Annotated in this window: 19 protein-coding genes; 1 reads left to right on the forward strand and 18 read right to left on the reverse strand. The window is 42.8% G+C overall.

Annotated features, from left to right (window positions below; genetic code table 11):
- The first annotated feature begins 76 nt into the window (after positions 1 to 76).
- A complete protein-coding gene (locus DWX65_RS05130) occupies positions 77 to 430 on the forward strand; it encodes a cupin domain-containing protein (RefSeq protein WP_118172972.1) in 354 nt (117 codons plus the stop codon).
- Here the strand turns inward: DWX65_RS05130 and DWX65_RS15325 are convergent.
- The 18 genes from DWX65_RS15325 to DWX65_RS05220 form a co-directional block, all read right to left on the reverse strand.
- Positions 427 to 1,587: an N-acetylmuramoyl-L-alanine amidase gene (locus tag DWX65_RS15325; RefSeq protein WP_022244168.1), complete on the reverse strand. Its 1,161-nt coding sequence runs from the start codon at positions 1,585 to 1,587 to the stop codon at positions 427 to 429. The genes DWX65_RS05130 and DWX65_RS15325 overlap by 4 nt on opposite strands.
- A gap of 29 nt (positions 1,588 to 1,616) precedes the next feature.
- On the reverse strand, positions 1,617 to 2,549 hold the full coding sequence (gene arcC / locus DWX65_RS05140) for a carbamate kinase (RefSeq protein ID WP_118172973.1): 933 nt from the start codon (positions 2,547 to 2,549) through the stop codon (positions 1,617 to 1,619).
- 17 nt (positions 2,550 to 2,566) lie between these two features.
- Positions 2,567 to 3,487 carry a sugar phosphate nucleotidyltransferase gene (locus DWX65_RS05145; protein ID WP_117697503.1) on the reverse strand — a complete coding sequence of 307 codons (921 nt, stop codon included), beginning with the start codon at positions 3,485 to 3,487 and terminating at the stop codon, positions 2,567 to 2,569.
- Positions 3,488 to 3,618: 131 nt separating this feature from the next.
- Complete coding sequence (purE, locus tag DWX65_RS05150; RefSeq protein ID WP_022244165.1) at positions 3,619 to 4,125, reverse strand: 5-(carboxyamino)imidazole ribonucleotide mutase; 507 nt, start codon at positions 4,123 to 4,125, stop codon at positions 3,619 to 3,621.
- Positions 4,126 to 4,174: 49 nt separating this feature from the next.
- Positions 4,175 to 6,268: an aminopeptidase gene (locus DWX65_RS05155; protein WP_117840554.1), complete on the reverse strand. Its 2,094-nt coding sequence runs from the start codon at positions 6,266 to 6,268 to the stop codon at positions 4,175 to 4,177.
- 30 nt (positions 6,269 to 6,298) lie between these two features.
- Positions 6,299 to 6,631 (reverse strand): DUF6142 family protein, encoded by a 333-nt coding sequence (locus DWX65_RS05160; protein WP_117697499.1) that lies wholly within the window; start codon positions 6,629 to 6,631, stop codon positions 6,299 to 6,301.
- Between the two features lie 33 nt (positions 6,632 to 6,664).
- Positions 6,665 to 7,135, reverse strand: coding sequence for a VanZ family protein (locus tag DWX65_RS05165; protein WP_117697497.1), 471 nt, complete (start codon positions 7,133 to 7,135; stop codon positions 6,665 to 6,667).
- Between the two features lie 28 nt (positions 7,136 to 7,163).
- Positions 7,164 to 7,841 carry an orotate phosphoribosyltransferase gene (pyrE, locus tag DWX65_RS05170; RefSeq protein WP_117840552.1) on the reverse strand — a complete coding sequence of 226 codons (678 nt, stop codon included), beginning with the start codon at positions 7,839 to 7,841 and terminating at the stop codon, positions 7,164 to 7,166.
- 101 nt (positions 7,842 to 7,942) lie between these two features.
- Positions 7,943 to 9,277, reverse strand: a complete 1,335-nt coding sequence (locus DWX65_RS05175; protein WP_242997817.1) for a sensor domain-containing diguanylate cyclase — start codon at positions 9,275 to 9,277, stop codon at positions 7,943 to 7,945.
- 147 nt (positions 9,278 to 9,424) lie between these two features.
- Positions 9,425 to 9,595 carry a hypothetical protein gene (locus DWX65_RS15140; protein ID WP_199535033.1) on the reverse strand — a complete coding sequence of 57 codons (171 nt, stop codon included), beginning with the start codon at positions 9,593 to 9,595 and terminating at the stop codon, positions 9,425 to 9,427.
- A gap of 227 nt (positions 9,596 to 9,822) precedes the next feature.
- Positions 9,823 to 10,728 carry a dihydroorotate dehydrogenase gene (locus tag DWX65_RS05185; RefSeq protein WP_022244409.1) on the reverse strand — a complete coding sequence of 302 codons (906 nt, stop codon included), beginning with the start codon at positions 10,726 to 10,728 and terminating at the stop codon, positions 9,823 to 9,825.
- Entirely contained in the window at positions 10,728 to 11,495 is a 768-nt protein-coding gene (locus tag DWX65_RS05190; protein WP_022244410.1) for a dihydroorotate dehydrogenase electron transfer subunit, read from the reverse strand. Before DWX65_RS05190 ends, DWX65_RS05185 begins: the two co-directional genes overlap by 1 nt.
- A gap of 9 nt (positions 11,496 to 11,504) precedes the next feature.
- The gene (gene pyrF, locus DWX65_RS05195) at positions 11,505 to 12,431 is read right to left on the reverse strand and encodes an orotidine-5'-phosphate decarboxylase (protein ID WP_118172974.1); all 927 of its coding nucleotides are present in this window, start codon (positions 12,429 to 12,431) and stop codon (positions 11,505 to 11,507) included.
- A gap of 21 nt (positions 12,432 to 12,452) precedes the next feature.
- Positions 12,453 to 13,736, reverse strand: coding sequence for a dihydroorotase (locus DWX65_RS05200; RefSeq protein ID WP_118172975.1), 1,284 nt, complete (start codon positions 13,734 to 13,736; stop codon positions 12,453 to 12,455).
- Between the two features lie 57 nt (positions 13,737 to 13,793).
- Positions 13,794 to 15,044: a GTPase HflX gene (gene hflX / locus DWX65_RS05205; protein ID WP_118173146.1), complete on the reverse strand. Its 1,251-nt coding sequence runs from the start codon at positions 15,042 to 15,044 to the stop codon at positions 13,794 to 13,796.
- Positions 15,045 to 15,069: 25 nt separating this feature from the next.
- Positions 15,070 to 16,506 (reverse strand): methyl-accepting chemotaxis protein, encoded by a 1,437-nt coding sequence (locus DWX65_RS05210; RefSeq protein WP_158564701.1) that lies wholly within the window; start codon positions 16,504 to 16,506, stop codon positions 15,070 to 15,072.
- A 127-nt stretch (positions 16,507 to 16,633) separates the two neighbouring features.
- The gene (locus DWX65_RS05215; protein WP_118172977.1) at positions 16,634 to 17,908 is read right to left on the reverse strand and encodes a M18 family aminopeptidase; all 1,275 of its coding nucleotides are present in this window, start codon (positions 17,906 to 17,908) and stop codon (positions 16,634 to 16,636) included.
- A 14-nt stretch (positions 17,909 to 17,922) separates the two neighbouring features.
- Positions 17,923 to 18,732, reverse strand: coding sequence for a Cof-type HAD-IIB family hydrolase (locus DWX65_RS05220; protein ID WP_118172978.1), 810 nt, complete (start codon positions 18,730 to 18,732; stop codon positions 17,923 to 17,925).
- Between the last annotated feature and the right edge of the window lie 47 nt (positions 18,733 to 18,779).

Raw genomic sequence — 18,779 nt, forward strand, 5'->3', positions numbered from 1 at the left:
ATCACAATACATATTTACATTTGACTGCTCACTGGCTATACTGTAATGCATAGCACAACTATTCAGGAGGTAATATATGTATCATAGAGCATCTGAATTAAAACATATTTTTAACGAAAATATGAAAGGCGGAACCGGCACCGTTGAGATTATCCGTTCCGTCAATCCTATAGACTATGAAAGCCCAGCCAAGATGATTGCAAAACTCATCTTAAAACCGGGCTGTTCTCTCGGAAAGCATATGCATGAAGGGGAAGAAGAAATCATCACCATTCTCTCCGGTCATGCAGCCTATGACGATAACGGAACCATCGTTGCTTTAGAAGCCGGTGATACCTGCGTCTGCAAAAGCGGAGAGTCCCACAGCATTGCAAATGCTTCTCCAAAAGAAGATCTCATTCTCTTTGCTGTCATTAATTATCTTGCCTAATTACCGGCAAAATAAGCATCAATCCCATTGGCGATTCCCTGTGCAATCTGAGTCTGATAAGAGTCCGTTGCCATATTGGAATCTTCGGTGGGATTTGTCATATATCCCATTTCTACAATTGTTACCGGTACGGTACTCCAGTTAATTCCACTCATGGTATCAGTCTCCCACACATATTCCTTCTTTGCACCGGTCTGTGCACACAGACTATCCAGTATATTCTGGGAAAGAGAACGGCTCTGGCTGTAAAAGCTTCCTACATACGGATTGGACGCCGTCTGGCAGATTGTCATAGCCCCATTGGCTCCGCTGTTGGTAGATCCGTTGGCATGTATACGGACAAATGCTTCTGCTCCCGCATTGGTTGCAATGGCTGCCCGCTCGCTGTTACTGAGATTCACATCATTGGTTTCTCTTGTCATGACTACCGTATAACCTCTTGCTACCAGTTCATCCCGCAATTTTAAGCTGACGGATAAATTAAGCTGATACTCTGTCTGTCCGGTTGCAACGCCGGATGTTCCTCCGGTTACTCTTGCCTTGGTCTCAGAAGATCCCGGTGCTACCGGCTCCGGTGTACTGTCTCCTCTGCTCTGATGTCCCGGGTCAATGCAGATGACATGTCCACCGCTTCCGGATGTAATTCCGGTTCCCGCACTTCCAGTCAATGCTACCGGCTCCTGCGGCTTCTCTGTGGTCAGATAATCGGATGCTATATAATAAGTTCCTTCATCCAATGAAACCTGGCTCCAGCTTCCATCATTTGCAGTGCGGGTAAGTTCTTTTCCCGCAGATAATTTCTTATAAACCTCTGCATCGGTAGAAGGTTCTACCCTCACATTGACTCTTGTTGTCGTATAAACAGTCTCTTCTGCATAAACTACCGTATCCGGGTTCAATACTGCCGGAACATGCTCTGTTTCCGTCTCTGTTTCTGTTTCCGTATCTACAACTTCTTCGGTGTCAATTACATTTTCTGTTGTTGGTACCTCTGTATTTGTTAATGTTTCTTCGGTATTCACATTCGCAACTGTATCGTCTTTTTTATCCTTCCCGCAAGCGGTCAGAAATACCAGACACATAACAAGCAACAGGCATACGGTAACTGCCGAGTGCCTGCTGCCCTTATGGAATGTGCTTCTTTCTGATGTTCTCATAGATTCCCTCACATTTCCCTTATATCATCTTACTTATGAATCAAAGTTCCCTTTAATCCGCTGACGCCATCTAATGCTTCCTCCAAGTTGGCAATCAGCACGGAACGGACTGCAGAATTACCGATATAATCGATTGCTGCCTGAATCTTCGGAAGCATGGTTCCTTCTTCAAACTGACCCTCGTCCATATACTGTTTTGCTTCTTCTACGGTCATCTCATCCAATGGCTGTTCATTGACTGTACCATAATTTAAGCATACCCGCTCCACACTAGTTAAGATAATAAGCTGGTCAGCATCTAAAAGTTCTGCAAGTCTGCCTGCTGCAAGGTCTTTTTCAATAACTGCACTGGCACCTTTTAAATTATTATCCTGCTCTAATACAGGAATTCCACCACCGCCACAGGCAATTACTACCTGATCTGCATCGGAAAGTGCACGGATTGCATCAATTTCTACGATGTCCATTGGCTTTGGAGCTGCTACGATACGGCGGTATCCATCGCCCTGTTTTACCGTATGGTTACCTTTCTTCTCTTCTGCTTCTGCCTCTTCCTCTGTCATGACACGGCCGATAATTTTGGTTGGATGATAAAATGCTTCATCGTATGGGTCTACGGTTACCTGTGTTAAAACAGTAGATACCGGTTTGTAAATTCCACGGTTTAATAATTCGGTACGAATGGCATTCTGCAAATCGTATCCGATATAGCCCTGACTCATAGCAGAGCAGACAGACATCGGAGTAGCAGTATATTCCGGATAAATTCTTGCGAATTCAGCCATTGCAGTATGTATCATTCCCACCTGTGGTCCATTGCTGTGGGAAAGAACTACCTGACAGTCATCCTTAATATAATCTCCGATTGCTTTTGCGGTAAGCTTGGTTGCTTTCTTCTGTTCCGGAAGTGTTGTTCCCAATGCTTCATGTCCTAATGCAATCACAATTCTCTTCTTTTTCATGTTACAATCCTCCAATTCTATGCCCAAAGATTTTCCGGATAGACACCGTCTTTAATCAGTCCGCGGATGGAATCCACAACAAATGGTTTGTCCTCTAAATAAGTAACTCCAAACCAGCGGTCTGCTGTCTCATAAACTTTTACGGTTGCCTTATCCTGATTCAAAAGCAATTCCACAATATTTGGCAGCAGATACTCTTTCTTCATCGGATTGTCTTCAATATGTGCTAAGAACTCACGGAAGCCCTCTTCCAGATAATCAATAAAATCCGGATAGCCAGCCCACATGTTCATAGATACATTTACATCCGGGTGAATCCATTCTGCCACATCAGCTTCTTCACAATGTACTTTTCCTTTTTCATCGGCATAGATGCTGTGTGTCTCTAAAATTTTTTCAAGATAGCCACTCTTTTCATCTACCACACAGACACCACGGGTAACGGTTCCGTTATCACTCAGTGTGTTCTTCAGGATATATCCAGCCATTCCAAGGCGGAATCTTTCCTTATCCTCTTCATGATTTACCAGAAAATCATGCATCTTTACAAATGCTTCTTTTCCGTAATAATCATCTGCATTGATGACTAAAAATGGTTCCTTCACTACGCCTTTGCAGCATAATACTGCCTGACCGGTTCCCCATGGTTTTGTTCTGCCTTCCGGCACTGTAAAGCCTTCCGGTATATCATTGATATCCTGGAATACATAATCTACTTCTACCTGTTTTCCGATTCTGTTTCCAATGATTTCTTTAAAATCCGCCTCAATATCCTTGCGAATGATAAATACAACCTTATCAAAACCTGCGTCCACCGCGTCATAAATGGAATAGTCCATAATAATCTCGCCATTTGGTCCCATTTTCTCAAGCTGCTTAATTCCGCCGCCAAAACGGGAGCCAATGCCTGCCGCCATAATAATCAGTGTTGTTTTCATTCGTATTCTCCTCAACCTTATTTTTAAAACTTTTTTCTCTCTACCCTTTTCTTTTTCCTCTATTTCACTATTCTTATCTAATGATTTCGCCGCTCGTCAACGATAAAGGCATACTGACTCACTTACGCCTGCTATTTCATGTATTCTTTGTAGCCGACTTCCTGAAGCTTCTTATCCTTTGCTTCTACCTGCTCTTTTAAATTCTTAGAATATTCTTTTAATCGTGCCAATAATGCATCATCTGATGTTGCAAGAATCTTTGCTGCAAGAATTCCTGCATTTGCGCCACCATTGATTGCAACGGTTGCTACCGGAATACCGGTCGGCATCTGTACGATAGAATAAAGAGAATCTCTTCCGCCTAAAGATGTGGTATGCATTGGAATTCCGATTACCGGCATAGGGAAGATTGCTGCACACATTCCCGGAAGATGTGCTGCCATTCCTGCTCCTGCGATAATTACTTTAAATCCTTTGCTCTCTGCGCTCTTTGCATATTCAAAAAATACATCCGGCTCACGATGTGCGGAAATAATTGTCATCTCATACTCGATTCCAAGCTGTTCCAAAATATCTGCTGCTTTTGCCATTACAGGCATATCTGAATCACTGCCCATTACAATTCCTACTTTTGCCATTTTCTTTCTCCTTTTCTCATAGATACTTGTCCTTTTAGTATACACTGTTTTACGCCGGAAATGAAGTCTTATTTTCCAACGGCTCATTCAGTTTTTCTGTGCCCGGTACTACAAACCTGCCATCTCTTATAATATCCCCGGTACTGCCATCTGCCCGTTCAATATAAATGCAGTCTAATTCATCATACGGTATCGTAATATCCGTATGACAGTTAAAGTATGCCTTACTCTCGTCTTCTTTCCGAAGAATTGAGATTTCATTATCCCTTGCCACAATTTCTTTGCCATCCGGATTATAAACCGGCGTATCCTCTGCCTGGGAATAACAGGTATCTCCCACTGCAAAATGTGGACCTGTCTTCTCTGCAATCAGAATCGGCAATTTATCTGCAATATCAAAGTCCTTTGCCATCCGGTATGCCGTGGTGTTGGTTCCAATAGCAAACTCCCCTAACGGCAGCGTATCATGGTGCATCAGCACATTATCATAAATATATTTATGGTTCTCTTCTTCACTGTCAAAATTACTGCAACTGTAATCCACAACTTTTCCATCTTCAAACGTCATTTTCAGGTTCTCATACCGGAGTCCGTTAAGATAGACATAAGATACATGCAGTACTCCGTGGGTTCCGGTCAGCACCGGTGAAGTAAATACTTCCCCTACCGGAATATTGACATCTGCCACGCAGTTTTCAAAGATAGTCTCTTCCTGTGGATTCTTAAGGCGGTATAATTCCACGGTCATATCTGTTTCGTTATTGCCTTTTCCCTTGATATGTGCCCGGACTCCCTGGTCTAATACTTCAATAATTTTCGCCTGCATATCCCGGTACAGGGTATAATCCAGTGTATTTAATTCTACCGTCTTATCAAAGATTTCTTCAAAGTTGCTGCCAATCTGTGGAAGCGGATAAGCAATAATCGTAAAGCTTCTTTCCTCTCCCTTAATATACTGATTGGTAATCTGCCCAGCCTGTGACGCATAATAGACATTTAATTCATTCTGCTTATCACTGTAATGGCAGGCAGTTTTTTTATTTTCCGGTTCAAATAACGGCTCTCCGAACACCTCGATTACAGCCGGACCTGCGTAGCCTGCTGCAAGTTCTTGCTTATCTTCATATACAGTCCGGAGTGTCTCTAATCGGCGTTCCACAAAGGCTTTATCTAAATATACTGCTTTATCTGCTTTATGGTCATAATCAAACTGACGGTTCACAGAAGCCGCATAGCAGCCCCGCTTGGAATTGCCGCGGTTACGGAAGGAAGAAAACGCATCCCGGTAAATCGTCGGTTTTAATCCCATCTTCTCAAAATTTACAATCGCTGCCCGCACCATGCGTTCCATTCCGATGGCATATTCCACATTTACGGTAGATTTTATGGATAAGTCTTTTCCAGTGGTAACAAAGCCAATCCGGTAGCCTTCCGTATAAGTATCTGCCATTGCCTGAATCTTCTCCTGCGGAAGCTGGTTCATATACTCTGCCATACGGATTTCATTTTCTCCGACTGGTTCTCCATAATAATAAAGGTATTTTAAATCCTGTAAATCAGAATCCATTACAATCCGGGTAAAGAAATCCCGGCTGGCATCTACCATTTCACAGACGCTGCGCTCTGTAAATAATTCACTGTAATCGTGGAAGAACCAGTAAATTGCCTGCTGCACTTCTTTCGGGGTTGTTCCCTCTTCGTCATTAAAACAGGTATAAACCTGGATAAACAATTCACAGAAGCAGGTATAGGCTTCCACATCGCCCTCATAAGCATAAGGAATCAGGCTCCGAAGCTCTGCGTAAAGCATACTAAGCAGTGTACCGTATTCCTCTCCCAATGTTTCACAGGCATAATCCGGGTTGGCATAGCTTTCTTTATAATGCTCCGGCAAAATATCCTCATACAATGCTTCATTTATCTTCTGTAATGTTTCCCTGCTCTGGCTGCAGAAGCTGTCATTTAATACCTGCCGCAATACTTCTTCCGTTTTTACAATAAATGCTGCCGTTCCTTTAAAATAAGCACGGAACGGCTCACAAACCTCCGGTTCTGCCGCAAGTTCATGTATCCGTTCCGTTACCAAATCCAGTCGTTCTGTAATTGCTTCTCTTTCTTCTGCGTTTAAATTCTGATATTCCATACTTTATATCCTTTATATTTCTAATTTTGCCTACAACAGAATACCGCCTGCATAGACAGCAATCCAGATAAGCAGTGAAAAAATCGAGAAAAATGTAGCAGCATACGGAATGCTGCGAAATGAATTTTCCTCCTTCAGGCTTATAATTGCAAGAATCACTGCGGCTAATGCTGCAAAAAAAGCGAGGATTCCATAGCAGGCTATGTATATGCTTAAATTACCGGCACTTCTGAATGCAAGAACTACCATCACCACAAAACTGACCAGTGACAGTAATGCCAGAACAAGTGCTGTAATTCCTCTTTTCGAAAGTGTTTTTTCTGTAAATTTATATTTTCTGTATCCTCTTCGTCTTTTTCTCATGTTCTTTCTCCCGATACCATATTGTACCGAAGTCTATTCTTTCTGCTCAAATTTGTGACACCGGATATGATTTGCCAGCAAAAATCCAACATATCCAATTGCCCCGCCGATGGTATTTAAAATCAGATCATCTACATCAAAGCTTCCTACCTTGGATACAAGCTGTACCAGTTCCACCAGCAGGCTGAAGTCAAAACTCAAAAGCACTATCCGGTAGAACTTTCTCTGATTATGTGCCAGTAATGGTAGCAGCATTCCATAAGGAATAAAAGCGACAATATTTCCCAGAAGGTTAAAGCAGACTGCTTTCGTCCCCAGTACCTTTCGGTAAATAATAAACCGCTTGATTTCTTTTAAGGGCATAAGATTATAATGGTAGCTTCTTTCGGAATAGGTTCTTCCCATCATTTCTGAGAAGAACAGGAAATAGCAAAGCAGACCCAGATATATTACGAATAAAATCCATGCTCCGATACGAAGCAGTTTTCTCGTCTTCTGACTCAATTCCTTTTCCCCATTTCATTTTTGCTGTTTATTTTGCCCCATACTGCTCATAATATTTATCAATTGCTTCTTTCATCTTATCATCAATGATAAGCCTGCCCTGACAAGGACGGTTGTATAAACACTCTACCACATCTGCCATGCTGACAATTGCATTTGCAGGAAAACCATATTTCTCCTGAATCTCATCCAATGCGCATTTGTCTGTCTCAAGTCCTTTTTCCATACGGTTTAAGGATACCATCAGTCCAAGAATGGTTACATCTCCCTGTGCCTGAATGATTGGGAATGTCTCCTGAATAGATTTTCCGGATGTCGTTACATCCTCAATAATAACAACACGGTCACCATCTTTGATTTTGCTTCCAAGCAAAATTCCGGTATCGCCATGGTCTTTTACTTCTTTACGGTTAGAACTGTAACGAATCTCTTTGCCATAAAGACGGCTGAATGCGATTGTTGTTGCAACAGAAAGCGGAATTCCCTTATATGCCGGTCCAAACAGCACATCAAAATCGGTACCATAGTGGTCGTGAATTGCTTTTGCATAATATTCTCCAAGGCGGGATAACTGTGAACCGGTTACATATGCACCTGCATTCATAAAGAATGGAGACTTTCTTCCACTCTTTAATGTGAAGTCACCAAATTTCAAAACCTCACTCTCCACCATAAATTCAATAAACTCTTTCTTATATGCTTCCATGTATGAAACCTCCTGAATATGTCAACAGTGAAATATCACTTTTTTCTTTTACCTAATTTCTTATGCTACCATACTTCCCTGAAAACCTCAATGCATTTTTCTTAATGGCGCCGGTCTATACCGGCATTATTATAATAAGCTGCTTTTTCCTGATACATTCTGCGTTCAGCTTCCATCAGCAAGAGGTCAAATCCACGCTCCCAGCTTTCCTGCCATACTGATCCGACTGCCATTACTACATCTTTTTTCTTCATGCCAGCCTTCATACGTTCTATCCGCTGCTTCAGTTCCTCTTCTCCGATACCTGCACACAGTGCCAGAAGTTCATCCCCTCCAATACGGAACAGTCCATAGTCTGAAAATTCCTCACGGAGTAATTCGCCGGCACGCAGAATGAGCTGGTCACCTGCCTGATGACCTAAAGTATCATTTACCCTTTTCAGTCCTGTAATATCGCAATACACCACACCAAAGCATGAAGTCCCTGATGCATCTGTAACATACTGTTCCATGGCGAACCGGTTTCCAAGTTTCGTAAGCTGGTCACTATAGCTCATCCGTTCCAATTCCCGCACCAGATTACGCCTTCTGATGCTGGAGACAATAAAATATCCCATAATCTGAAGCATATTAGAAGTATAATCCAACATTTTTTCGGGAGGATTATCAACTCCATAAAAACCGATGATTTTCTGACCTTCATACAGTGGAACTACTACCAGCGTTGAAATATTCTGTTGTTTCAGATTCTCATACTGCAGTGGATCACTCTCACGTATATTTTCCAGATTACCAATGATAATATTTTTGCCTTCCCTAAAATTGCGGTACCAGTTCTCGCATACTTCAGCCGGAACATTCTGCAAATTATCTTTCTCAGGCCTGATACCATTCGCTACCCATTCATAGGTGTTATCGTCATTTCCCAATAAGTTTTTTTCAAAAATATAGGTACGTTCTCCATTCAATGCCTTTCCAAGATATTCCAGGATAATTTCCAGTGACTGTTCTGATGTAGGGGCATTTAACGCAATTCTTATGCCCTCATTTATAATAGCCTCCATATTTTCATAGTTTTGAATCAGACTTCCCTGTTTTTCTTCGTTGCTGACATCCAGTGCAATTTCTACCCGGTAACGTCGACCATCCTGTTCCAGCATAGTATCCTTCAACAACAGATGTTTGCCAAGAACCGGATTATAATACTTCCATTCTTTAAACTCACCTTCTACCAGTTCCTGATTATTGCACATACTACAAGGGGCGGCATTATGCTGCATCACCTCATAACATTTCTTTCCTTTTATTTCCTCCTGGGTCTGAAATCCAAAGTTTTCCCGTGTTTTCCGGTTCATATACACAAGCTCATATGTATCAACATCTGAGACATATACAAGTTCATCAAGATTTTCAAAGAAATTCCAAATCTTTTCCACTGTTTCTATCCTTTCTGGCAATTACATTCCTTTAGGCGGTTGCGAAAGGGGACAAAAAGATGATTGCCCCAATAATATCACGGGATTACAGGAGATTTATCTTTATCCGGTATGAAATGCCAACAGTTCTTATAATGCGTGTTTTTCTTAATTGTAAACTGTCTTTCCGGTTGCTTTGGCTGAATATCGACGCTGTCCGCCGGGTACAGATGCCACATAATGCCTGCAAGGGGCACAGGGGATTTCGGTATGCGTTGCTTTTTGTCTGGCAACCGGCACAAATTCACATCCATGTTCAATTGTGCCTCGCTGGTACATCCCTGTACCAGCGTTGCCTGTTGCCAGACGAAATTCCCAGTGCCCCTAACAGCCCTTATCAGGCATCTGTGTTTCGGCGAACTGTGTCGATATTCTGACAAACATTGGAAAGACTGTTTTCATAACAAAAAGAAAAACACGCATTTTAGAACTGCGGTATTTCGTAGCAAAAGATAATCCCCTGTGAATCCCGTGATATTCTTCCGGCAGCATCAAAAACAGTCCCATTAATCAGTGACTGCACCAATCAGTTCATTGATATCTTCAACTCCATTATTTTCCATATAATCCTGTATACCATTGATAATATCAATCGTTGCGGTAGGATTGGTAAAGTTTGCAGTTCCCACAGATACTGCGGTTGCTCCTGCCAGTATCAGTTCCAATGCATCTTCCGTGCTCTGTACACCTCCCATTCCGATAATCGGAATATTCACTGCCTGGGCTGCCTGATATACCATACGCACTGCAATTGGATGCACTGCCGGTCCGGACATCCCACCAGTTCTGTTTGCCAAAGCAAATTTTCTGCGGTTTACATCAATCTTCATTCCAGTCAGTGTATTAATCAGGGAAATCACATCTGCTCCGCCTGCTTCTGCCGCTTTTGCCATCTCTGTAATATCCGTTACATTCGGGCTCAATTTCATAATAACCGGCTGTCTTGCATATTTTTTCACTTCTTTTGTAATTTCTTCTACAGAAGCTGCATTCTGTCCAAAGGCAATACCGCCTTCTTTGACATTTGGGCAGGAAATATTGATTTCCAGCATATCTACCGGCTGTTCAGCCAGTCTTTCCACAACTTCTATATAATCGGAGGCTGTTTTTCCACAAACATTTACAATAATGCGTGTGTCATAGTGGGTAAGAAATGGAATATCACGCTGTACAAATACATCAATACCAGGATTCTGTAAACCGATAGCATTTAACATTCCACCGTACACTTCTGCCACACGAGGGGTCGGATTCCCCGGCCATGGTACATTGGCAACACCTTTCGTCACTACTGCACCCAGTTTATTCAAATCTACAAATTCACTGTATTCCTGACCGGAGCCAAAGGTTCCGGATGCTGTCATAATCGGGTTCTTCAATAATACTCCTGCCAGATTCACTCTTGTATTCATTAAAGTTCCACCTCCTCAGCCCGGAAAACCGGTCCTTCTTTACATACACGTTTATTATTGACATTGGAATGTTCGTCCTTGTCCTTAGACTGGCACACGCAGGCTAAACAGGCTCCGATTCCACAAGCCATACGTTCTTCCATAGAAATCCAGCACTCAATCTGTTTCTCTTTTGCATATTCCTTAATAGCTGCCAGCATCGGCTTTGGTCCGCAGGCATAGATAATATCTGCTGTCAGCCCATTTTCACGGATGGCATCCAATACATTTCCTTCTGTCCCGGCACTTCCGTCCTCAGTTGCCACATAGACTTCTCCTTCTTCACGGAATTCATCCATCAGGAAAAGCTCATCCCGGAAACCAAGTACCATCTGCTTTTCACAGTCCAATTCTTTTGCCAGCTCTAACATTGGTGGAATACCAATTCCACCACCAATTAAGAACGCTTTCTTTTCTTTCTTCGGAAATCCATTTCCCAGCGGTCCTGTTATATTAAGAATTCCGCCGGTATGCATACCGGAAAACTCTTCTGTTCCCTTTCCAACTTTACGGTATACCAGACGGATGGCATTATCCTTTTTATCAATTTCACAGATACTGATTGGTCTTGGAAGCAGCCTGCTTCCTTCATTACAATATACAGATACAAACTGACCTGCTTTTGCATGTGCTGCAATCTCTTCCGTACGCAGCCACATACTGTAAATGTCATCCGCAATTTCTTCCTGGCGGATAATAATCGCCTGTTCTTTAAACTTCTCTGCCATCTTCTTCTCCTATCTTGCCTGTAAAGCTCCATCGATATCTTTTATCATTGCCTCTACTGCTGCTCTGGATGCATCTGCAAAATGCTCTGCTCCAAAAGATGCATATGCTTCCTGCTTATATGCGGCAATGATTCCACGGGATGAATTGACAATTGCACCCAGTCCGTTTTCGTCGAAGTAATGTACTAAGTCCGCTCCTTTTCCACCCTGGGCACCGTATCCAGGAACCAGGATAAAGCTCTTTGGCATTACTTTACGAAGGACTTTTCCGATCTCCGGATAGGTTGCTCCTACTACTGCTCCCACATAGCTGTAGTTATCTCCCATGACTTCTTCGCCCCACTGCGCTACCTTTTCACCGACATATTCATACAGTGGTCTGCCATCAATTAATCTGTCCTGGAATTCTCCACTGGATGGATTGCTGGTCTTAACTAAAATGAAGATACCTTTTTTCTCTTCTTTACATACTTCCAGGAAAGGCTTGATTCCGTCTGAACCCAGATATGGATTAACGGTTGCAAAGTCTTCATCAAAAGCAGAAAGCTTTTTGCTTCCCACCTGGACTTTACCAAGATGTCCCACTGCATAAGCTGCGGATGTAGAACCGATATCGCCACGTTTTACATCTCCGATTACCACAAGGTCTTTGGAGTGGCAGTAATCTACTGTCTTCTGATATGCTTTCACACCCTCTGTTCCAAACTGCTCATACATGGCAATCTGTGGTTTTACAGCAGGAATCAGATCATAAGTGGCATCTACAATTGCTTTGTTAAACTGCCAGATTGCTTCTGCTGCACCCTCTAAAGTCTCACCACGCTCCTTAAATGCTGCTGCCTTAATATGTTCCGGAACATAATCTAACATCGGATCTAAGCCGACAACGATTGGTGCATGGGTTTTCTCGATTTTTTTAATTAATTTGTTAATCATATCTTTAAGCCTTTCTTTTTCTTATTCTTCTGCTGCATCATATACAATTCTGCCTTCACAGATAGTCATCATTACTTTACCGGTTACTTTTCTGCCGTGGAATGGTGTATTCTTTGCTTTCGACCAGAACTTGTTCTTATCAATGGCATAAGTGCATTCCGGATCAAAAAGCATGACATCTGCCATACCTCCCTCTTCCAAAGTTCCCTTCTTCAAATGAAGAATCTGTGCCGGATTATAGCTCATCTTCTCTACCATCTGCATCGGTGTTAAGTATCCACCCAGCACAAGTTCTGTATAAGTCAGTGCTGCTGCAGTTTCCATTCCAACGATTCCAAATGGAGCCTTTACCATGCTGTTATTTTTTTCATCTGCTGTATGCGGTGCATGGTCTGTGGAAATGACTTCCATGGTTCCATCGGAAAGTCCCTTTTTCAATGCCTCCACATCCTCTTTACGGCGGAGTGGTGGATTCATCTTATAATTGGTATCTCCCTCTGCCATATCATCTGATGTCAGTGTAAAATGATGCGGACATACCTCTGCTGATACCGGAATATGCTCTAACTTGGCATATTTTACCATGTTTACACTGTTCTTTGTGGAGCAGTGGCAAAGATGCAGATGTGCACCGGTATCTTTGGATAACAGGATATTTCTTGCAATCATGATATCTTCTACGGAATTGGTAATTCCAGCCAGTCCCCAGCGTTTTGCATTCTCATCTTCGTTGACCACACCGGAGCCAACCAGATTCTTATCTTCGCAATGTGACAGTACCGGAATGTTACAGTCTCTTGCTACCAGCATGGCATCTCTTGCAAGAAGTGAATTCATGACTGATTTGCCATCTTCACTGATTGCAGGGCTTCCTGCCTCTGCCATCTCTTTGATGTCAGCTAATTCTTCTCCCTGCTGTCCTTTTGTTACAGCGCCAACCTGCAATACATGCACCAGTCCGACACTTTCTGCCTTATGATGTACATAACGTACCACATCAGCATTATCTACCACCGGCTTGGTATTTGGCATTGCAAGTACCGTGGTATATCCGCCTCTTGCTGCGGAACGGGTTTCTGTTTCAACATCACCCTTATGAGTAAATCCTGGATCCCGCAAATGCACATGCATATCAACGAGTCCCGGCATTACATACAGTCCTTTGGCATCGATAGTCTTCTCTGCCTTTTTCTTGATATTTTTTCCTCTTTTGGTAATGACTCCATCTTCTATGAAAAGGTCCATTACATCATCTGTTTTCGTAGCCGGATCTAAAATGCGGCCACCTTTTATTAAGATTGTCATGTGGAATACCTCCTATTGCTCCTATTTTAGCATACAAGCAGTTCTGGGGCAATCTGCTCATGCATGTATTTTCTCAAATAGCTCCGGAGGTACATATGCTTCTATACGGATTCCCTCCGGCAGATATTCTTCTGCTATTAATTCTCCTGTTTCTCTTATCTGCTGCAGCAATCCACCCTTGTCATATGGCAGAACTGTCTCAAGATAGTGTTTGTTCTCCCGCAGTATCCGGGCGAGGCAGTCTTTCAGTTCTTCTAGTCCATCACCTCTTGCTGCAGATACCCGTAAAGTAATATCTGCCCTGCCATCCCGCAATGGTTCCCGGTCTGTAATAGCATCCTGCTTATTAAACAATGTCAGTATCTTTTTATCTGTAACCTCTAACTGGTGCAATGTCTCATATACAATATGCATCTGCTTGGCAGCCTGTGGATTGGATGCATCCACCACATGAATGATAAAATCTGCATACTTAGCTTCCTCTAAAGTACTACGGAAGGCATCAATCAGATGATGCGGCAGTTTCCGGATAAACCCTACCGTATCCGTAAGCAAAAGCTTCTGGCTTCCCGGAAGTTCTAACATTCTGGTAGTCGGGTCTAAGGTTGCAAAAAGTTTATCTTCTGCAAGAATTCCAGCTCCGGTCAGAGCATTTAAAAGGGTTGATTTACCGGCGTTGGTATACCCTACAATCGCTGCCACCGGAACATGATTCCGCTGTCTTGCCACACGATTCACTTCCCGGTGTCGTTTTACTTCCTCTAACTCCCGTTTGAGCTGGCTGATTCTTGATGCAATCAGACGACGGTCTACCTCTAACTTTTTCTCTCCCGGACCTCTCGTTCCAATTCCTCCTCCCAGCCTTGACATACTCTTTCCTACGCCGGAAAGGCGACTCATGCGGTAACGAAGCTGTGCCAGCTCCACCTGTATCTTTCCTTCACTGGTAGATGCTCTGGCAGCAAAAATATCAAGGATAATTAAGGTTCTGTCCATCACTTTTACGTTCAGGGCATCCGAAAGATTCCGAAGCTGTGCCGGGCTTAGTTCGTCATCGCAGACAATTCCTGTTGCATTGGTCCATGCAATTTCATCCAGCAGATCTTCTACTTTTCCGCTACCAATATAAAGCCCCGGATGTATTGTCTGACGGTTCTGGATTACCCTGCCCACCGTTACTGCTCCGGCAGTCTTCACCAGCTCCTCCAATTCATCCAGGGAGTCTTCTGTATCATCGCCATCCTGGCTGCTTACGCCAACCAGGATGACTCTTTCTTCCATTTCATTGTTTTCAAAAAATTCAGGCATAAAATATCCTTTTCTTACTTTCTGTTTACGCAAACACACTCTGTCCGTTCTGGGATAATCCTGCAGAAATATTTAAAATTGAAGCAAAATCATTCTGTAATTCATTTGAGCATTTCTCTGCTTCCTGATAAATTTCTTCTGCTCTTTCAGCATTTTCATCGAACAGTGCCTGCTGCACTTCTTTTCCATAGCCATGGAATCTTCTGTGTTTCTCTGCCAGCGCATTCCAGACCGGTGCAATTGCCGGATTTCCCGGATGCATGGAATGGTAAAAATGACCAAAGCCGCATTTTGTATCATCAAATTGTAACGGAAGGACATTCTTCTCAGTTACCATGGTATGTAAAGTCTCAAGCCATGCCCTATGTGCTTCCATTGCTTTTTGTACATAAGTATCAAAAACTGCATTATCCATACGGTAAAATGCATCACGGCTCATTTCTCCTATAACCTTCGCCACATTATCCATACCCGTTTCAACCTGGGTTAATGGTTCTAACGAACCTTTTAAATTTACATTTATAACGGTCAGCAATTCTGCATCATTGCTGAGATTACTGCACTGGTCCTCAATACAGGACACCTGGGTTTCCAGCACATTCATGGAGCTGCTGATTTCTTCACTGATACCAGCAAGGGAACCAATCGATTCGCTGATGGTTCCAACATTTTTCTTGTTCTCGTCATTAATATTCCATACAGCATTAATCTTCTGATCAATATTGTCAAGAGATGTAATTGCAACATCCACACTCTTAGAACTCTTCTCAGAAGCATCGCGGATTCCTTCTACGAATTCACCCATATTTCCGGTTAACTGCTTGGTTCCCTCTGCCAGCTGACGGATTTCTTCCGCTACAACGGCAAATCCCTTTCCTGCTTCTCCTGCTCTTGCTGCCTCAATTGATGCGTTCAATGCCAGCAGGTTGGTCTGTTCGGAAATTGCATTGATGCCTTCAATGACTTCATTCATATGATTGATAACATCCATCAATGCATCCATATTTTTCTTCATTTCTGTGGATTCTGAGATTGCATCTTTGGATAAATCCCGGATAGCTGTCAGTTCTTCCTGGCCATTCTCTATCTTCTTATAAATATCAGTAGTTTTCTCTGATACATCAATAATTGTATTGGTCAGACCCTCATGGGCATTTCTTACTTCCTCTGCAATACTGGATGTTTCTGCTGTTGCATCATGGATTGTCTTTGTTGCTGTATTGACATCCTCTGCTGCCGTTGTCATCTTTACGGTATCATGCCCAACTTTCAAACCCAAAGCACTCATTGTCATAACTGCCTTCATATCTTCCCCATATACCTGTGCAAGCTGACGTCTGCCAGCATTCATGCGTTCATACATATGCTGCAGTTCCGGTGAACCTGCAGCATAATTCTCTTCTTTCATCTCACTGATTGACTGAACCAGATTTACAATTTTTTTGTTCTTTCCCAATGCCATATATTTCCTCCAATCAATGCACTTTCTGTGCATTACGTTATACTACTAATTTTGTACTGAATCTTACCTATTGTCAACGACATTTTGTGATATTTTTCCAAAAAGTCCAACCTTTTTTGCAATTTCTTTATGCAGAAAATATTTTCAAAAACATTACCAATGCCTGATAATCTCTCATATCTGCCAGTTCTCTTGCTGAATGCATGGCAAGCATTGGAATTCCAATATCCGCCCCCTGCATTGGCAGGTAGGAAACCGCAATTGGTCCAAGGGTCTGTCCACCCGGCATGCCGGAACGGTTTACCTGCACCTGATATGGAATATCTGTCTTTTTACAAAGCTGCATCACCACCGCTGTTGCCTCACTGTCAGAAAGATACCGCTGGCTGGCAGAAGTCTTTACGGTAATTCCTTTTCCCAATATCACATCATTCGTAATATCTGATTTATTTGTGTAATTCGGGTGTACGGCATGAGCTCCGTCTATAGACAAGAGAAAGCCTCCCCGGAGCATATCATTTACCTCTGTTTCTGCCATTCCAAAGGCTGCACCAATCTTCATTATGATATCCTTAAGAAGACTGCTGTCTGCTCCCTGCTTGGAGCGGCTGCCGATTTCCTCATTATCAAATAATCCTGCCACAACCAGTGAATCTCCGGTCGTTTTTTCACACATTGTCTCCACAATTGCTGCTACCGATGCCAGATTATCGATTCTCGGAGAAGAAAGAAGCTTCTTATCACTTCCTATTAATTCCGGTTCATCCATATTGACCAGGAATAAATCATAGCTTAAAATCTCATTTGCCTCTGCCCCAAGATGTTCTTTTAAGTAATCCGCAAAAAAATTCTCTGTAACGTCTCCGTCCTGCCCTATTCCAAGCAGTGGAAGCAGTTCTCTTTGCACATCATATTCCTGTTTTCCGCCTGCCTCACGGTTCAGGTGTGGTGCCAAAGACGGAATCACTGCTGCCGGTTCCTCACTTCCGAAAAGCTTTACTTCCGGTGCAAATGGATGTTCCGATTCTAATACCACTTTCCCATAAATTCCAAGTGGACGGTCAAACCATGTATTTTTGAGCATACCGCCATATGGCTCCACATTTAACTGCCTGTAATCCTTCGTCTTCACCTCAGGATTCGGTTTTATTTTAAAACATGGGAAATCTGTATGGGCCAGCATCAGGCGGAGCGCCGTCTTTCTATCCAGCTGTTCTGGAACAGCAAATGCCGCTACCATACCGGAATACGGTCTTACATAGTATTTACCGCCTGCATGAAGCTGCCAGGATTCCTGCAGCTTTAATTCTTCATACCCTGCCTCCTGTAACTGCTTTCCTGTCCATTCTGTCACATGATATGGTGATTTTCCCTTTGACAATAGTTCTGTTATTTTCTGCATGCCATACGCCTTCCTTACATGAATCTGTCTATTACAAGCGCCACTCCGTCTTCATCATTGGAAGTGGTAATATAATCTGCGACCTCTTTTACCTCCGGCTGTGCGTTTGCCATTGCCACACCAAGCCCGGCAAATGCAATCATAGACTTGTCATTAAAGCCATCTCCACAGCAGATCATCTGCTCCTTCTTTTCTCCCAGATATTCTAACAGTTTTCCAAGAGAATATGCCTTATCAATGGATGGTGGAACAATCTCTAAGAAAAACGGTTCTGAGCGGAAAATGTTTAATTGTTCTCCAAAGGTCTGCCGCATCACATCCTGTGCTTTTGCAATCTTTTCCGGTTCTCCTGTCATCAGGAATTTATTTACCGGATAATCTACATATTCTGCGAAATTATCTACCTCTTCCATCGGCATTCCGTTAATTTTTCCCTCGTTACGGCTATATTCATTCACTCCGTTTCCATGGATGATGGTATTTCCTTTATAAGTAAGCACGCCCACACCCAGTCTGCATGCCTGCTCATACACTGCCGGCACCAGTTCTACCGGTATTGTCTTATTGTATACAATCTCTCCGGTCTCATAATTAATAATCTTTCCACCATTAAATGCCAGTACAAATCCGCCATAGCTCTTCAAATCCAGTTCGTCTGCCAGCTTTACGATGCCCCCGGTAGGACGGCCGGATGCCAGCACTACTTTTTTCCCTTCCTTTTGAATCCGCATCAGTGCGTCTTTCGTCTTTGGTGTAATGACTTTCTTTGAATTAGTTAAGGTGCCATCTAAATCCAGCACGATAATCTCATAGGTTTCGCTCATTTTCGTATTGTTCCTCTCTGCCTTTTTCCCTCGTTTTCCTGTCCCAT

Source organism: Roseburia sp. AF20-18LB (assembly GCF_003461185.1).
GTDB lineage: Bacteria > Bacillota > Clostridia > Lachnospirales > Lachnospiraceae > Roseburia_C > Roseburia_C amylophila.

Excerpts from the sequence above, each read along its gene's own strand:
- arcC (WP_118172973.1), bottom strand. The coding sequence starts at position 2,549 with ATGAAAAAGAAGAGAATTGTGATTGCATTAGGACATGAAGCATTGGGA.
- DWX65_RS05145 (WP_117697503.1), bottom strand. The coding sequence starts at position 3,487 with ATGAAAACAACACTGATTATTATGGCGGCAGGCATTGGCTCCCGTTTT.
- pyrE (WP_117840552.1), bottom strand. The coding sequence starts at position 7,841 with ATGGAAGCATATAAGAAAGAGTTTATTGAATTTATGGTGGAGAGTGAG.
- DWX65_RS15140 (WP_199535033.1), bottom strand. The coding sequence starts at position 9,595 with ATGTACCAGCGAGGCACAATTGAACATGGATGTGAATTTGTGCCGGTT.
- hflX (WP_118173146.1), bottom strand. The coding sequence starts at position 15,044 with ATGCCTGAATTTTTTGAAAACAATGAAATGGAAGAAAGAGTCATCCTG.
- DWX65_RS05160 (WP_117697499.1), bottom strand. The coding sequence starts at position 6,631 with ATGAGAAAAAGACGAAGAGGATACAGAAAATATAAATTTACAGAAAAA.
- purE (WP_022244165.1), bottom strand. The coding sequence starts at position 4,125 with ATGGCAAAAGTAGGAATTGTAATGGGCAGTGATTCAGATATGCCTGTA.
- DWX65_RS05130 (WP_118172972.1), top strand. The coding sequence starts at position 77 with ATGTATCATAGAGCATCTGAATTAAAACATATTTTTAACGAAAATATG.
- DWX65_RS05155 (WP_117840554.1), bottom strand. The coding sequence starts at position 6,268 with ATGGAATATCAGAATTTAAACGCAGAAGAAAGAGAAGCAATTACAGAA.
- DWX65_RS05210 (WP_158564701.1), bottom strand. The coding sequence starts at position 16,506 with ATGGCATTGGGAAAGAACAAAAAAATTGTAAATCTGGTTCAGTCAATC.
- DWX65_RS05200 (WP_118172975.1), bottom strand. The coding sequence starts at position 13,736 with ATGACAATCTTAATAAAAGGTGGCCGCATTTTAGATCCGGCTACGAAA.
- DWX65_RS15325 (WP_022244168.1), bottom strand. The coding sequence starts at position 1,587 with ATGAGAACATCAGAAAGAAGCACATTCCATAAGGGCAGCAGGCACTCG.
- pyrF (WP_118172974.1), bottom strand. The coding sequence starts at position 12,431 with ATGATTAACAAATTAATTAAAAAAATCGAGAAAACCCATGCACCAATC.
- DWX65_RS05215 (WP_118172977.1), bottom strand. The coding sequence starts at position 17,908 with ATGCAGAAAATAACAGAACTATTGTCAAAGGGAAAATCACCATATCAT.
- DWX65_RS05220 (WP_118172978.1), bottom strand. The coding sequence starts at position 18,732 with ATGAGCGAAACCTATGAGATTATCGTGCTGGATTTAGATGGCACCTTA.
- DWX65_RS05185 (WP_022244409.1), bottom strand. The coding sequence starts at position 10,728 with ATGAATACAAGAGTGAATCTGGCAGGAGTATTATTGAAGAACCCGATT.
- DWX65_RS05190 (WP_022244410.1), bottom strand. The coding sequence starts at position 11,495 with ATGGCAGAGAAGTTTAAAGAACAGGCGATTATTATCCGCCAGGAAGAA.